This is a genomic window from Sinobaca sp. TMA16-18 (assembly GCF_059510535.1).
In genome coordinates this window covers 486,548-500,869 of the sequence record NZ_JCAKFM010000001.1, presented here as the reverse complement: position 1 = coordinate 500,869, position 14,322 = coordinate 486,548, and the positions used below count along the sequence as shown (strand labels likewise).

Annotated in this window: 17 protein-coding genes and 1 other annotated feature; all 17 genes read left to right on the top strand. The window is 45.1% G+C overall.

Annotation, left to right across the window (positions count from 1 at the left end):
• Positions 1-57: 57 nt before the first annotated feature.
• The 17 genes from AC5W14_RS02620 (at position 58) to pstA (ending at position 14,277) form a co-directional block, all read left to right on the top strand.
• The gene (locus tag AC5W14_RS02620) at positions 58-1,353 is read left to right on the top strand and encodes a bifunctional folylpolyglutamate synthase/dihydrofolate synthase (protein ID WP_496193625.1); all 1,296 of its coding nucleotides are present in this window, start codon (positions 58-60) and stop codon (positions 1,351-1,353) included.
• An 88-nt stretch (positions 1,354-1,441) separates the two neighbouring features.
• Positions 1,442-2,203 (top strand): prepilin peptidase, encoded by a 762-nt coding sequence (locus AC5W14_RS02615; RefSeq protein ID WP_496193624.1) that lies wholly within the window; start codon positions 1,442-1,444, stop codon positions 2,201-2,203.
• 37 nt (positions 2,204-2,240) lie between these two features.
• Positions 2,241-2,933: a RadC family protein gene (gene radC / locus AC5W14_RS02610; RefSeq protein WP_496059159.1), complete on the top strand. Its 693-nt coding sequence runs from the start codon at positions 2,241-2,243 to the stop codon at positions 2,931-2,933.
• A 233-nt stretch (positions 2,934-3,166) separates the two neighbouring features.
• Entirely contained in the window at positions 3,167-4,213 is a 1,047-nt protein-coding gene (locus tag AC5W14_RS02605) for a rod shape-determining protein (protein ID WP_496059160.1), read from the top strand.
• Positions 4,214-4,230: 17 nt separating this feature from the next.
• Positions 4,231-5,163 carry a rod shape-determining protein MreC gene (gene mreC / locus AC5W14_RS02600; protein WP_496059161.1) on the top strand — a complete coding sequence of 311 codons (933 nt, stop codon included), beginning with the start codon at positions 4,231-4,233 and terminating at the stop codon, positions 5,161-5,163.
• A complete protein-coding gene (mreD, locus tag AC5W14_RS02595; protein WP_496059162.1) occupies positions 5,163-5,684 on the top strand; it encodes a rod shape-determining protein MreD in 522 nt (173 codons plus the stop codon). Before mreC ends, mreD begins: the two co-directional genes overlap by 1 nt.
• Before the next feature lie 80 nt (positions 5,685-5,764).
• Positions 5,765-6,466 (top strand): septum site-determining protein MinC, encoded by a 702-nt coding sequence (minC, locus tag AC5W14_RS02590; protein ID WP_496059163.1) that lies wholly within the window; start codon positions 5,765-5,767, stop codon positions 6,464-6,466.
• Positions 6,467-6,529: 63 nt separating this feature from the next.
• Complete coding sequence (gene minD / locus AC5W14_RS02585) at positions 6,530-7,327, top strand: septum site-determining protein MinD (RefSeq protein ID WP_496059164.1); 798 nt, start codon at positions 6,530-6,532, stop codon at positions 7,325-7,327.
• Between the two features lie 152 nt (positions 7,328-7,479).
• Entirely contained in the window at positions 7,480-7,638 is a 159-nt protein-coding gene (locus tag AC5W14_RS02580) for a hypothetical protein (protein ID WP_496059165.1), read from the top strand.
• A gap of 69 nt (positions 7,639-7,707) precedes the next feature.
• The gene (locus tag AC5W14_RS02575; RefSeq protein ID WP_496193623.1) at positions 7,708-9,204 is read left to right on the top strand and encodes an Rne/Rng family ribonuclease; all 1,497 of its coding nucleotides are present in this window, start codon (positions 7,708-7,710) and stop codon (positions 9,202-9,204) included.
• A 52-nt stretch (positions 9,205-9,256) separates the two neighbouring features.
• Positions 9,257-9,330 (top strand) — a sequence feature (ribosomal protein L21 leader region).
• Positions 9,331-9,343: 13 nt separating this feature from the next.
• A complete protein-coding gene (gene rplU / locus AC5W14_RS02570) occupies positions 9,344-9,652 on the top strand; it encodes a 50S ribosomal protein L21 (RefSeq protein WP_496059167.1) in 309 nt (102 codons plus the stop codon).
• A gap of 12 nt (positions 9,653-9,664) precedes the next feature.
• On the top strand, positions 9,665-9,994 hold the full coding sequence (locus AC5W14_RS02565; RefSeq protein ID WP_496059168.1) for a ribosomal-processing cysteine protease Prp: 330 nt from the start codon (positions 9,665-9,667) through the stop codon (positions 9,992-9,994).
• A 6-nt stretch (positions 9,995-10,000) separates the two neighbouring features.
• Positions 10,001-10,285, top strand: a complete 285-nt coding sequence (gene rpmA, locus AC5W14_RS02560) for a 50S ribosomal protein L27 (protein ID WP_496059169.1) — start codon at positions 10,001-10,003, stop codon at positions 10,283-10,285.
• A 66-nt stretch (positions 10,286-10,351) separates the two neighbouring features.
• Positions 10,352-11,089 carry an MBL fold metallo-hydrolase gene (locus AC5W14_RS02555; protein WP_496193622.1) on the top strand — a complete coding sequence of 246 codons (738 nt, stop codon included), beginning with the start codon at positions 10,352-10,354 and terminating at the stop codon, positions 11,087-11,089.
• A gap of 236 nt (positions 11,090-11,325) precedes the next feature.
• The gene (locus tag AC5W14_RS02550) at positions 11,326-12,330 is read left to right on the top strand and encodes a PstS family phosphate ABC transporter substrate-binding protein (protein WP_496193621.1); all 1,005 of its coding nucleotides are present in this window, start codon (positions 11,326-11,328) and stop codon (positions 12,328-12,330) included.
• A gap of 93 nt (positions 12,331-12,423) precedes the next feature.
• The gene (gene pstC, locus AC5W14_RS02545; protein ID WP_496059650.1) at positions 12,424-13,368 is read left to right on the top strand and encodes a phosphate ABC transporter permease subunit PstC; all 945 of its coding nucleotides are present in this window, start codon (positions 12,424-12,426) and stop codon (positions 13,366-13,368) included.
• Positions 13,369-14,277: a phosphate ABC transporter permease PstA gene (gene pstA, locus AC5W14_RS02540; protein WP_496193620.1), complete on the top strand. Its 909-nt coding sequence runs from the start codon at positions 13,369-13,371 to the stop codon at positions 14,275-14,277.
• Positions 14,278-14,322 lie beyond the last annotated feature (45 nt).

Sequence of the window (14,322 nt, the reverse complement as noted above, 5' to 3'; positions counted from 1 at the left end):
AACCTCCCTTTTTTTCCTGCATTCACGGACAGCTTGAATAGAGAAACGAGGGATAGCATGCAGACGTATAGAGAAGCGAGAGATTGGCTGGAGGACAGAAAGAAATTTGGCATTCATCCGGGACTGGAGCGGATGAACCTGCTGCTGGAGGGCCTTGGCAATCCAGAGCGGAAAATGAAAAGTGTGCATATTGGAGGCACAAACGGAAAAGGGTCCACTACAGCTTTTTTAAGAAATATTCTGGAAGAGTCCGGGATGGAAGTAGGCACATTTACTTCTCCTTATATAGATACATTCAGAGAGCGTGTTTCCATTAATGGAGAGCCGATAAGTGAAGAAGCGTTTTTAGAAGCCGCGAATGTGGTGCGCCCGATTGTCGAAGCCGTAGAGAAATCACTATTCGGTCCGCCGACAGAGTTTGAAATTATTACAGCTATTGCCGCACGCTATTTTTCTTCGGTCGCTTTTCCTGATGTGGTCATATGGGAAGTAGGGCTTGGAGGCAGGCTTGATTCAACGAATACGATGCTTCCGCTTATCAGCGTTATTACAAATATCGGGCACGATCACCAGCACATACTTGGAAACACGATAGAGGAAATCACAAGAGAAAAAGCGGGAATCGTTAAATCAGGAGTCCCGTTAATTACGTGTGAAGAGAAACCGGAAAGCCTGGAGATTCTGGAAGAGGCGGTATCAGAAAAGTTTACAAAAATGTATCAGCTCGGCAGAGATTTTCACATTGAGAATGTAGAGGCCCATGAAGCTGGAATTACGTTTTCGTTTCAGTCATTGTTTTTGAAAAGGCTCGAGCGTGTGCAGCTATCCATGATGGGACCGCATCAGGCAAAGAATGCTGCCGCTGCTGTAATGGCCGCAAGGTACCTTAAAATGTATTATGCTTTTCCGGCAGAGGACAGTGATATCCTGCGCGGTCTTGAGAAAACGAGCTGGCCTGGACGACTGGAGATTAATCGGGAAAAACGAATTATCATTGACGGAGCACATAATAAAGAAGGCATGATGAGTCTTACAGAAGCGCTTCAGGCTCATTTTTCAAAGGACACCTTTCACTTTATTATCGGTACAACAAAAGAAAAAAATGCAGAGGATTTTCTAACCCCGCTCAAAAGCCTGAATACGGCTACGGTTTCACTGGCCGGTTTTGACTTTGAACGGGCAGCTGCTCCGGAAAGCCTGAATGTGCATGATCTTTCAGGGCAGCCCGGGACATATGCAGACTGGAAACAGGCAGTGAAAGCAGTAGAAGCACTGCGCCGGGAAGAAGAATGGCTCGTAATAACCGGCTCTTTGTATTTTATATCCGACGTACGTAAAGAATGGAAGCCCTGATAAGGGGCTTCTTTTTTTATAAAAAAACTTAAAATAGTCCTTTAGTTGTGGTATTATATAATCATTAAAAGAAAGGAGAACAAACTATGTGATTTTAATTTGGTACAGCTTCATTATAGGAAGCGTCATGGGGTCATTTACGAATGTGGCCGGCCTTCGGCTTCCTAAAAAAGAATCGCTTGTTTACCCTGCTTCCCACTGTCCTTCATGCAGCCGCTCTATCGCAAAGAAAGATTTAATTCCGATTGTTTCTTTTTTTCTGCTGAAGGGAAAATGCCGGTTTTGCAGAAAAAGTATTTCTTTTCTTTATCCATGCATGGAACTCGGGGCAGGTGTATTGTTCGCAGCAGCCTTTTTACGGTTCGGATGGGGGTGGGAACTCGCGCTGGTCCTTATTGTTGTGCTGGTTCTCTGCGCGGCAGTAGTGAGCGATCTCGCGTACATGATTATTCCAGATCGGCTGCTGCTTGCAGGAACAGGAGCGGCAGCGGCCGTTAAACTGGTGGCCGGGCCGTTTAGTGCATTGGTTTTTTCTGTGTGGGACGGCCTGCTTATTTTTTCCGTGCTGTATGTATTTGCTTTTCTTACAAAAGGCGGGCTGGGCGGAGGAGATATAAAGCTGTTTGCTTTTATCGCGTTTGCTGTTGGATGGCCGGCAGCGGTTCTTACTATTTTTCTAGCTGCAATCGCCGGCACGGCCTGGGGAACATTCAGGCTCTGCACGAAGAAAATGAACCGGAAACAGTTGTTTCCATTTGCGCCATTTATCGCGTTTGCCTGCATAACTGCTGTTTTTGCCGACGGTACTTTTTACATCTGGTACAGTCGCTTGATTGGCCTATCCTCTTAATTTCCCCTCTAACTAACTTTGCGAAAAGGAGATATGCATGACTTCCCCCCTTATTTTTAAAGATATTCCTAAAACAGAACGACCTAGAGAAAAAATATTGAAAAATGGAGCCAAGTCGCTCTCTAATCTGGAACTGCTTGCGCTTCTGCTCCGGACAGGTACGAAAGAAGAATCGGTAATGGTACTTGCCCAGAGGCTTCTTTACACGTTTGATGATTTATCCTTTCTGAAGGAGGCTACACTTGAGGAGCTCCAGACGGTTAAAGGCATCGGAAAAGGCAAAGCAGCGGAATTGAAAGCTGCATTGGAACTGGGCCGCCGCTTGTATACATATAAAGCGGAAGAGAAATACACGATTCGTTCGCCGGAAGATGTAGCCGATTTTGTTATGGAAGAGATGAGGTTTCTAAAACAGGAACATTTTGTTGTGCTGGCTCTGAATACGAAAAATCAGATTCTTCATAAACAAACCTTGTTTATCGGCAGCCTGAACTCAAGTATCGTACACCCGAGAGAAGTATTCAAAGAAGCGCTGCGCCGCTCCGCCGCTTCTATCATCTGCCTGCATAACCATCCTTCCGGAGATCCATCGCCGAGCAGGGAAGATATTGACGTGACAAAACGTCTTGCTGAATGCGGCAGGCTGCTGGGGATGGAAGTTCTCGACCATGTTATTATTGGAGATGAAACGTTCATCAGCCTCAAAGAAAAGGGACATATTACACAATAATAAGTAAAGAATGCCCCTGCCGCTTGATAGGCCGGGGCATTTTTTATATGTTAGCAAGAAAAAATAGGCAGATCTTCTCCTAAAAAAACACCAGGCGGGTCTATGTTTTTGGTTTCATTTTGCGTATAATGGAGAATAGTGGTTAAGATGATGAAATAAATCCGCAGTACAGCAGGATGCCGATCTGACACAGCAGCGTTGTAGATTTACAGGAACTGAAGGGAGATACATAGATGTTTGGTGGTTTTACAAAGGATTTAGCAGTAGATTTAGGTACGGCGAATACATTAGTATTTGTAAAAGGCAAAGGAGTTATTGTAAGAGAGCCCTCGGTCGTAGCGATCCGAAAGGACACGAATACGATTGAGGCGGTGGGTACAGCTGCCAAGAACATGATTGGAAGAACACCTGATAATATAGTGACACTCAGGCCAATGAGAGATGGAGTCATTGCCGACTTTGACACAACCACCACCATGATGAGGCACTTTATAAATCAAGCACAGAAAACAAAAAGCTTCTTCAGCAGAAAGCCGAACGTAATGGTATGTGTTCCCTCAGGGATTACATCAGTGGAAAAAAGAGCGGTGGAAGATGCCACCAGGCAGGCCGGTGCAAAAGAAGCTTATACAATTGAAGAGCCTTTTGCCGCAGCGATTGGAGCTGACCTGCCGGTTTGGGATCCTACAGGAAGCATGATAGTGGATATTGGCGGAGGTACGACAGAAGTGGCCGTCATTTCTTTAGGAGGAATCGTCACGAGCCAGTCTATTCGCATTGCCGGAGACCAGATGGACAGTGATATCACCCAGCATGTGAAAAAGACGTATAATGTGCTGATAGGTGATCGTACCGCTGAGTGGGTAAAAATGGAACTGGCTGCAGCACCTAAAGAAGCTGAAGAAAAGCCTTCTGAAATCAATGTCCGCGGACGGGATCTTTTAACCGGTTTTCCCAAAACCATTACACTGACTTCAGAAGAAATTACGGAAGCAATGAAAGAAACAATCGGTGCGATTGTAAATGCTGTTAAAAGCACATTGGAGAGTACTCCGCCTGAACTAGCAGCAGATATTATGGATCGTGGAATACTGCTGACCGGCGGAGGCGCCCTTTTGAAAAACATGGATAAGATACTAAGCGAGGAAACAAATATGCCTGTATATGTGGCTGAAAACCCATTGGACTGTGTAGCTCTTGGCACCGGTAAGGCGCTGGATAATATGGAGTTATTCCGTTCAAAAGACAATTCCTCGTTTAGTTCTTATCGAAACAAGTAGCAAAGCGGGTGGACAGGATGCCACAATTTATTAACAACAAACGATTAATTGTATTGATGGTTAGTATCATTATTTTAGTTGCTGTGATTGGCTTTTCCATGAGAGACAGAGAGAATATTTCTCTTCCTGAACAGCTTTTCCGGGACGGGGCAGGATTTGCCCAGTCTGTATTAAGCAAGCCGGCTTACATTGCTGTTGATTTCTTTAACGATGCAAGTCTGCTGATTAATGTGTATCAGGAAAATCAGACGCTGAAAGCAAGAGTGGATGAAGCAGCTTCTATCTCTGCCGAGCTTGCCAGTGTCCGTCAGGAAAATGAAACACTACGGGAAATGGTCGAGCAGGAAGAAAGCCTGACCGATTATTCCATCCGTTCTGCTCAGGTTATCCACAGGTCTCCGGATCACTGGACGGAAACAATAGGCATTGATAAGGGCTCACAAAATGGTATTGAGGCAGATATGGCGGTCATGACACCTGAAGGCCTGATTGGACGGGTCCAGTCCACATCTCAGTTTACTTCCACGGTCCAGCTGCTATCAGACAGCGACGATAACAACCGTGTTTCTGCCATGGTTACGACAGAAGAAGATCCGGTCTATGCATTTATTGAAGGCTGGGATGACGAGCGCGAAGGGCTAATGCTCCGCAAGATAGAATCGGATGCAGAAATTGAAGAAGGTCAGCTTGTCAGTACGTCCGGACTTGGAGGCATCTTTCCAAGAGGGCTTGCGATTGGGGAAGTTGTCAGCGTCGAGCCTGATGAATACGGCTTAACGTACAATGCCCTGGTGGAACCCGCTGCCGGTTTTTATAATATTGAGCAGGTAACAGTAATAGAGCGGAACAGCGAAAGCCTGGACGATGCTTTAGAAGAAGAAGCAGAAACATCAGAAGACGAGGAAGAGGAAGAAGAGCCGGTTGATGTGACAGAAGAGGGTGGAGGCTGATGGTTAGATATCTCCTGCCCTTTCTTGTGTTTTTTTCCTTTCTTATAGAAGGCACGTGGTTTCAAATCTTTGTAAACACGTCTTCAGGAGGAGTGGAATGGGTCCCGCGCTTTACCCTTCTCCTGGTTATCTTTACCTCCATTTACAGAGGGCCCGGAGCTGGAATTATACTTGGCTTATTTGCCGGCGCACTGTATGATCTTACTTATACGGATTTATTGGGATTGTATATTTTCAGCTTTGGGCTTGTAGCTTACTTATGCTCCTATCCATTTCGAGGCTTAAAAAGCAGTCTGATTCTTCAATTGTCTGTGGTGGTAGGAGCCCTCGTTATTTTTGAATGGATGACATACGGCATTTATTATGTTACAGACTATACAAATGTGATATTTGCCGACTTTTTTGTGTGGCGTCTTATGCCTTCCCTTCTTTTGAACACAGCAGCAGCTGCCCTTCTGTATCTGCCATTGCAGAAGCTTTTCACCTATATTGAAAAAAGTGAAAAAATATGGCAGAGGTAAATCATACGCATCAATTAAAAATAAGGCGGCCGGCAGGATAGTATGCGCCAGGCCGACAGTTTAGGATGAGGGGTGAAAAAATGGAACAAAGCTCCGGAAGCCAGTATATTACGATTAAAGGCACGAAGCAGGGCTTAACAATATTTCTGGATGATCAATGTGACTTCACTGAATTGATGAAAGGACTGGAAGAAAAAATCAGCAATGAACAACAGCTGGTTAACGACGGTCCTAAAGTATCAGTGAAAGTTAATGCAGGTTACCGTTATATTAAGGAAGAGCAGGAAAGAGAAATATCGAAAGTCCTATCAAAAACAGCGACGATTGAAATGAAAGAGCTTGAATCCTACGTCATGACAAAAGAGGAAGCCAAGCGAATTAGGGAAGAGGCCTCTATTACCTCTTTTTCAAGCATCGTCCGCTCCGGCCAGGTTCTGCGTGCCAAAGGCGATATCGTTCTTTTAGGGGATATAAATCCCGGGGGTACCGTAGAAGCGACCGGCGATATTTACGTACTCGGCGCATTAAAGGGAATTGCACGTGCCGGAATTGATGGGAAAAAAGACGCTGTGATCTGCGCTTCTATTATGAGGCCGAAGCAGCTGTCGATTTCAGATAAGTATTATCATGCTCCGGAACGCCACGAACAGCAGGAAGATCTTCTTTCCGAGCCGTTATACGCGTATTACGAGCAGGAAAAAGATGAAATTCTTTTTGAAAAAATGAAAGTATTGACGTATTATACGTCTCGAAGAGATAAGAAAACTGCCGATGTAAAGTAATAATCAGCAGCAAAAATCGTACCATAACAAATTTCATGTTTTTGCATGAAAGGAGGAATTACAGTGGGAGAGGCTTACGTTATTACATCAGGAAAAGGCGGAGTTGGTAAAACAACAACCTCCGCAAATATAGGAGCTGCCTTGGCTCTGCAGGGAAAAAAGGTGTGTATGCTCGATACCGATATCGGCCTGCGCAATCTTGACGTTGTGATGGGGCTGGAAAACCGGATTATTTATGATCTGGTCGACGTAGCAGAAGGACGCTGCCGTGTGCAGCAGGCATTAATTAAAGATAAACGATTTGACTGCCTGCATTTAATTCCTGCTGCCCAGACAAAAGACAAGTCGGCGGTCAGTCCGGAACAAATGAAGGAAATTATTGATTCTCTTCGGGAAGACTATGATTTTATTCTGATTGACTGCCCGGCAGGAATTGAGCAGGGGTATAAGAATGCGGTAGCTGGTGCAGATCACGCGATCGTTGTGACAACACCGGATACAGCAGCGGTAAGAGATGCAGACCGTATTGTCGGCCTGCTTGAACAGGAAGGCATTACGCCCCCTAGATTGGTTATTAACCGGGTGAGACAGCATCTCTCCGACACAGGCGAAATGCTGGATGTGGATGATGTGACGTCCACTCTTGCTATTGACCTTTTAGGTGTCATTGTAGACGAAGATGATGTTCTGAAAGCTGCCCATAAAGGGGAGCCGATTGCGATGAATCCAAACAGTAAAGCATCCATTGGCTATCGTAATATCGCAAGACGTTTGATGGGGGAATCCGTACCGTTGATGTCATTGGAAGAGAAGAAAGGCTTTTTCTCCAAAATGAAAAAATGGTTCGGCATGAAAGCATAGATTGATTCAGAGTCCCCGGCGTGGGGCTCTTTTTCATGACAGCCGTTCTTCCCAGGCAAACTGCGCTATACTAATGCCGGGTTATGGTATACTTAGAGAAGAGGAAAGTACACTGAAGTCCCGCGAATGAATCAATAAAGGAGACGTTACCTATGGCTGTTATTGATCTGCTTTCTCCTGAAGAAAAAAAGAAAGCGAGCCAGCTTACGGAAAAAATATACAAATCCGGTTCAATTGAGAATGACGACTGGAAAAAATATACAACGCAGCTGACACTTTTGTATGAAAAAGCAAAAAACAGAAAGCTGTAGCTGGACTCCCGCCAATACGGGGGTTTTTTTGTTGGAGGCACTCCAACGGCAAAAAGGAGGAATGACGCAATGAAAGAACTAATTTTTAATACGGCTACGTCGGAAAAAAGGGCAGCTCTTCTTGAAGACGGGGAGCTGACAGAGGTGCATATTGAACAGCCGGATGAAACGAAAACGGCAGGGGATATTTACATAGGTCGTGTAAAAAATGTCGTGCAGGGCATGCAGGCGGCTTTCGTAGATATCGGACGGGAGAAAAACGGCTTTCTTTATAGAGACGAACTGCTCTCCTACCGCCGGCTGGAAGAGCCGTACGCACGAAAAGAAAAGCGCAGCATAAATGAATTTATTACAGAAGGCCAGCTTATTGTCGTCCAGGCGGAAAAAGAAGAGTTTGGGGAAAAGGGAGCCAGGTTAACCGAAAATCTCTCGTTCGCCGGAAAATACAGTGTGTTTATGCCAAACGGAAGCTATATTGCTGTTTCTAAAAAAATTCAGCCGGAAGCCGAAAGAGAAGCATGGCGTACAAAAGCCGCTGAAGTAATGGAGCAGCAGGAGGGGTTGGTTATCCGCACCAATGCCGCTTCGAGTACATGGGACGCTGTGAAATCGGATATTATGCTGCTCAAAGAGGAGTGGGCGGATCTGGAGAGAACGACAGTGCGTGCGAAGCAGCCGGGTCTTTTAAAAAAAGGAAGCGGCCTGGCAGAAAAGCTGCTGAAAGATTATCCAGCTTCCCAGCTCTCGCGGATTGTAGTGGATAATGCAGAAGAAGCCGGAAGAATCCGGCGTCTTCTCCGCTATGAAGAAAAAGATACAAAAAAGATGGTCACGTACCGTGGGCGTGAAAATGTATTCAGCTATGAAAAGCTGGATAAACCGCTGGAGCGGCTCCTTCTCGATCACGTATGGCTGAAAAATGGGGCTTCGCTGAAGATAGATAAAACCGAAGCTCTTACCGTTATTGATGTAAATACGGCTCGTTTTACAGGGAAAACAAATGTAGCTGAAACGATAAAGCAGACGAATCTGGAAGCCGCCAAAATAATTGCGAAAGAATTGAGGCTCCGTGATATTGCAGGCATTATTGTTATTGATTTTATAGATATGAAACGAACCGAGGATAAAGAGGAAGTAACCGATTGTTTAAAGCAGGCGTTGAAAAGCGACCGGGCTCTTACAAATGTCCTCGGCATCAGCCGGATCGGTCTTCTGGAAATGACCAGAAAGAAAACTGCCCGCAGTCTGCATGACCGGCTGTTTAAACCATGCCGGGACTGTCATGGAAGCGGGAAAATAAAAAAAGCAGAAACCATTGTGTATGAAGCGGAACGGCTGTTGTATGAATACAGGGAAGTCGAGTCGGAAGCTGTTCTGCTTTTGCTCCCCTCCCATGCAGCAGAGTGGCTGGATGAAAAGGGACGCCATCTTCGTGACTATTGGAAACAGCTTTTTCCTTTTTCCATATGGATTCAAAGCGTCCAGGGTGTGCGTCCGGAAATAGGATTTGCCGGAACCGCAGAAGAGGCGGCAGCAAGGCAGAAAGAAAGGCAAAGGAAGAATTGACACTGTCCTTTACTCTATGGTATTATTTCATAGTTAGTCGTTTGGATTAGCACCCAAACTACAACCGCACATGACTAGGTTTTCAAGTCCGTTCAGGCACCTAAAGTGGCGAGTCTTAGTATAACAGGAGGTGCAAAGTATGTACGCAATTATTGAAACAGGCGGAAAGCAGATCAAAGTAGAAGAAGGACAGGAAATCTACATTGAGAAGCTGGATGCGGAAGCTGGAAATTCTGTAACATTTGGAAATGTAGTATTTGTCAGCGGTGATGATGCAAAAGTAGGAGCTCCATTTATTGAGGGCGCTACAGTTACAGGCAAGGTCGAAAAGCATGGCCGTGCCAAAAAAATCATCGTCTATAAGTTCAAGAAAAGAAAGAACTACCGTCGTAAGCAGGGACACCGTCAGCCTTATACTAAAGTAGTTATCGACAAAATCGATCTTTAGGTTAGGACCGATATGATAAAAGTAACGATCAATAGAAGAGACGATCAATCCATCTATTCTTTTTTAATGTCAGGCCATGCTGAATCTGGTCCTTATGGATATGATTTAGTCTGTGCGGGCGCATCAGCTGTTTCGTTTGGAGCAGTAAATGCAGTCACGGCTTTATGCGAAGCCGAACTTGAAATTGATTTAGGAGACAACGGCGGATTTATGCAGTGCATTCTCCCGGAGGATGAAAGTTCACCGGAAGCACAGCTCCTGCTCGAAGGCATGATTGTTTCTCTTCAAACGATTGCCGCTGATTACAGCGAGCACATCAGCATTTCCGATCACGGGAGGTGAAGACATATGTTGAGATTAGATCTTCAGTTTTTTGCATCGAAAAAAGGTGTAGGTAGTACGAAGAACGGTCGTGATTCCAAATCAAAGCGCCTTGGTACGAAGCGTGGAGACGGGCAGTACGTAACAGGTGGTTCTATCCTTGTACGCCAGCGCGGAACCCGCATCTATCCAGGAACGAACGTAGGAATCGGCGGCGACGATACATTGTTTGCCAAGATCGACGGCGTAGTGAAATTTGAGCGCCTCGGGAAAAAACGCAAGCAGGTAAGCATCGTAGTAAAAGAAGCATAATTGCAGAAGCGCTGTCTCTATCATTATAGAGGCAGTGCTTTTTTATATAGCTGGGGAGGAATGTATATGAAAATAACGGTGGTAGGATTCTGGCATGCTTATCCGGAAGCGGAAGAGGCTGCGTCCGGGTATCTGATTGAAGAAGATGGGTACAGCGTATTAATTGACTGCGGCAGCGGTGTTATTTCCAATGTACAGCGGTATATACAGCTCGAACACATAGATGCGGTTGTGCTTTCTCATTATCATAATGACCACGTAAGTGATATAGGGGCCTTCCATTACTTCCGGCTGCTGCAGCCGCATATTCTGAAAACCCCGGCAAAGCCGGTAAGGGTTGTTGGCCATACGCTGGATCAGAATGGTTTCGCAGGACTTTCCTACAAAAATATCGTGCAGGCGGAGGCATATGAAGAAAACAAACCGCTTTCGCTCGGCCCCTTTGTCTTTCAGTTTTATGAGGTGCAGCATGCTGTCCCGTGTTTTGCAATGAAAATCAAGGGGAGCAGCGGCAGCCTGTTTTATACAGCAGATACTTCTTATTTTATCGAACTGGCTGATTGGGCAGCAGGCGTTGATCTGCTGATAGCGGAAGCCAGCCTCTACAGCGGCCAGGACGGATCAGGACCGGGCCATATGAACAGCGTAGAAGCTGCCCGGCTTGCTTTACAGGCAGGGGTGAAGAAGCTGCTACTTACCCATCTTCCTCATTTCGGAGATCATCAACAGCTTTTGAAGGAAGCGGCTTCTGTATTTGACGGCCCAATCGATTTAGCAGCCGCAGGCTGGAATACAACCATATAAAAATCGTACTGTCTGGAGAAATCCAGGCAGTATTTTTTTTGCTTTTACCTTATTAAGACGGTATTTTCCGGCAGCAAAAGCAGCACATTTACATAATCTTTACAATACGCCTATTTTGGCTTAACAATTCTCTTCTATACTAACAATTGTGAGCAGGAGAAATAAAACGCTCCGTACTCAGCTTTAGAACACTACTTAGACAATTAGAGAAAAAGGGGAGAAAAAACATTATGCGTATGAAAAAAGGTTGGATGGCTTTATCACTAGCAGGACTTATGGCAGTATCTGCCTGCGGAGGCGGCGGAGAAGAAACAGAAGAGGAAGAAGCAGGTGCTGGTGAAGAAGCATCAGGTTCCGGTGAAGAAGAAGCAGGCCAGGAGCCGGTTTCAGGTGATGGAGATAACGAAATCGCCATTGATGGATCTTCAACCGTATTTCCAATAATGGAAGCAGTCTCTGAAGAATATACAGCAGAAAATCCGGATGTACGCGCTCCGATTGGTGTTTCAGGATCCGGTGGCGGCTTTGAACGGTTTATCGGCGGGGAAACAGATTTAAGTAATGCGTCGAGACCGATTGACGATGAAGAAGCAGCTCAGCTTGAAGAGCAGGGTGTTGATTATCTTGAACTTGAACTTGCCTATGATGGATTGTCCGTAGTGGTAAGTGAAGAAAATGATTTCATTGAATCTCTTACAGTCGAAGAGCTGCAAACCATTTTCGCGGATGGAGAAGTAGAGACTTGGAACGAAGTGAACCCAGACTGGCCGGAAGAGCCAATAGAGCGTTTCAGCCCAGGTACTGACTCCGGAACGTTTGACTACTTTGTTGAAGAAGTACTGGAAGACGGCGATATTTCCCGTGATGCCCAGCTGTCAGAAGATGACAACGTGCTTGTAAACGGTGTACAGGGAAGCCCGAACGCGATTGCCTACTTCGGATATGCTTACTACGAAGAAAATCAGGATAACTTAAAAATTGTACCAATCGATAACGGAGACGGTGCAATTGAGCCTACAGAAGAAACCATTAACGATGGTACGTATGAGCCGTTGTCCCGTCCGCTTTACACGTATATAAAAACTGAATCGCTTCAGGAAGATCACATTTTGGAATATGTAAACTTTCTTAATGACAACGTAGGAGATCTTGCTTTGGAAGTTGGCTATATCAACCTGACAGATGAGGAATATGAAGAAAATGCACAGATGATTGAAGAAGCCGCTGCATCAGCAGAGTAGCCAAAAGGCAATGTAACGGGTGAAAGCGAGACGGACGCTGTCTTGCTTTTCTCCTTTTTATAAAGACGAATTGAGTATAGGGGATCAAGGGGGATCATAATGGAAAACCGTCCAAAAAAGTCGATCAGCCAGCAGATTGAAGAAAAAGCCTCTAATCGGGGACTGACTAATGCGGCTGAAATAATCATGCCTAAGTTATTTCTAACCTGCGCGGTTATATCGATTTTAACTACTATTGGCATTGTCGTTACATTATTATCAGAAACATTTACCTTTTTTACAGAAGTATCTTTCATAGAATTTGTTACAAGTCCAGACTGGTACCCGGTATTTTCGGAACCGGATTTCGGTATCCGGCCGCTTCTTATCGGTACATTGATGATTGCTGTTATTGCGATGATTATCGCCATCCCTGTAGGACTGGCAGCTGCCATTTTTCTGAGTGAGTATGCATCGGATAAAACGCGCAGAACGATTAAACCTATTTTGGAAGTATTAGCTGGGATTCCAACGATCGTATATGGATTCTTTGCTTTAACATTTGTTACACCGGTTTTGCAGAATGTTGTTCCTGGACTGGGAGTATACAATGCGCTCAGTCCCGGACTGGTCGTAGGTATTATGATTATTCCTATGGTAGCCAGCCTTTCTGAAGATGCGATGAGTGCTGTTCCAAGGTCGATGAGAGAAGGCGCTTATGCGCTCGGCTCTACAAAGTTCGAGGTAGCAATGAAAGTTGTCGTACCGGCAGCTCTGTCCGGTATTCTGGCTTCTTTCGTACTCGCCATTTCACGAGCGATCGGAGAAACAATGATTGTCACAGTAGCCGGTGGAGCGAATCCAACAACCAATATGGATATAACTGGCGCTGTTCAGACAATGACCGCTTATATTGTACAGGTGAGCCTTGGAGACGTAGGTTATGGAACAACTACCTACTACAGTATTTATGCTGTTGGTATGACGTTATTCCTTTTCACCCTGCTGATGAACGTCATTGCCTACTTTATTTCGAAGCGGTTCAGGGAGGTTTATTAAATGGCTCTACCAGAACAGGACATTACAACTGTAGAAAATTATCCTGAAGTAGAAGAAAATTCAAATGACAAAAAACGGCATTTAAAAAATAAAATATTCAAAGGCATCTTTTTCGGAGCCGTACTATTCACGCTTCTTATGCTGCTGATATTATTAGTACGGATATTCACTCAGGGGATTGGCTTTTTGAACTGGGAATTTATGACTTCCTTTGCTTCAAGAAACGCAGATGAAGCAGGGATTCAAGCTGCTATCATTGGGACGATCTGGATGATGGCCGTTACCGCGCCTGTCGCTTTTATATTAGGTGTCGGTACGGCAGTCTACTTGGAAGAGTATGCACCAACAAATAAGTTTACCGCTTTGATCCAAATGAATATCTCCAATCTGGCAGGTGTTCCTTCTATCGTATTTGGACTGCTCGGCCTGACTATTTTCGTAAGAGAACTTTCCATGGGCCGCAGCGTTCTGGCAGGCGGGCTTACGATGGCGCTTCTTATTCTTCCTATAATTGTAGTAGCATCCCAGGAAGCGATTCGTTCCGTGCCGTCAGAAATGAGAGAGGCATCTTTTGGTATGGGAGCAACAAAGTGGCAGACGATGTTCCGGATAATATTCCCGGCGGCTCTGCCCGGTATATTAACAGGGAACATTCTTGCCTTGTCCCGTGCTATAGGAGAAACAGCACCATTGATTATGATAGGCGCATTAACGTATATTGCATTTTTACCAGACAATGTATTTTCACAGTTTACCGTTATGCCTATCCAGATCTTTAACTGGACGAGCAGACCGCAGGAAGAGTTCCATTTCATTGCAGCAGCAGGGATTATTGTTCTGCTTGCTATGCTTTTACTAATGAATTCCATCGCCGTGTGGATTCGAAATAAATTCCAACAAAGATTCTAAGGGGGATCCACAATGCAATCTGAAAAAAAGAGGGATACTATGATT

Excerpts from the sequence above, each read along its gene's own strand:
- AC5W14_RS02620 (WP_496193625.1), top strand. The coding sequence starts at position 58 with ATGCAGACGTATAGAGAAGCGAGAGATTGGCTGGAGGACAGAAAGAAA.
- radC (WP_496059159.1), top strand. The coding sequence starts at position 2,241 with ATGACTTCCCCCCTTATTTTTAAAGATATTCCTAAAACAGAACGACCT.
- AC5W14_RS02605 (WP_496059160.1), top strand. The coding sequence starts at position 3,167 with ATGTTTGGTGGTTTTACAAAGGATTTAGCAGTAGATTTAGGTACGGCG.
- mreC (WP_496059161.1), top strand. The coding sequence starts at position 4,231 with ATGCCACAATTTATTAACAACAAACGATTAATTGTATTGATGGTTAGT.
- mreD (WP_496059162.1), top strand. The coding sequence starts at position 5,163 with ATGGTTAGATATCTCCTGCCCTTTCTTGTGTTTTTTTCCTTTCTTATA.
- minC (WP_496059163.1), top strand. The coding sequence starts at position 5,765 with ATGGAACAAAGCTCCGGAAGCCAGTATATTACGATTAAAGGCACGAAG.
- AC5W14_RS02580 (WP_496059165.1), top strand. The coding sequence starts at position 7,480 with ATGGCTGTTATTGATCTGCTTTCTCCTGAAGAAAAAAAGAAAGCGAGC.
- AC5W14_RS02575 (WP_496193623.1), top strand. The coding sequence starts at position 7,708 with ATGAAAGAACTAATTTTTAATACGGCTACGTCGGAAAAAAGGGCAGCT.
- rplU (WP_496059167.1), top strand. The coding sequence starts at position 9,344 with ATGTACGCAATTATTGAAACAGGCGGAAAGCAGATCAAAGTAGAAGAA.
- AC5W14_RS02565 (WP_496059168.1), top strand. The coding sequence starts at position 9,665 with ATGATAAAAGTAACGATCAATAGAAGAGACGATCAATCCATCTATTCT.
- rpmA (WP_496059169.1), top strand. The coding sequence starts at position 10,001 with ATGTTGAGATTAGATCTTCAGTTTTTTGCATCGAAAAAAGGTGTAGGT.
- AC5W14_RS02555 (WP_496193622.1), top strand. The coding sequence starts at position 10,352 with ATGAAAATAACGGTGGTAGGATTCTGGCATGCTTATCCGGAAGCGGAA.
- AC5W14_RS02550 (WP_496193621.1), top strand. The coding sequence starts at position 11,326 with ATGAAAAAAGGTTGGATGGCTTTATCACTAGCAGGACTTATGGCAGTA.
- pstA (WP_496193620.1), top strand. The coding sequence starts at position 13,369 with ATGGCTCTACCAGAACAGGACATTACAACTGTAGAAAATTATCCTGAA.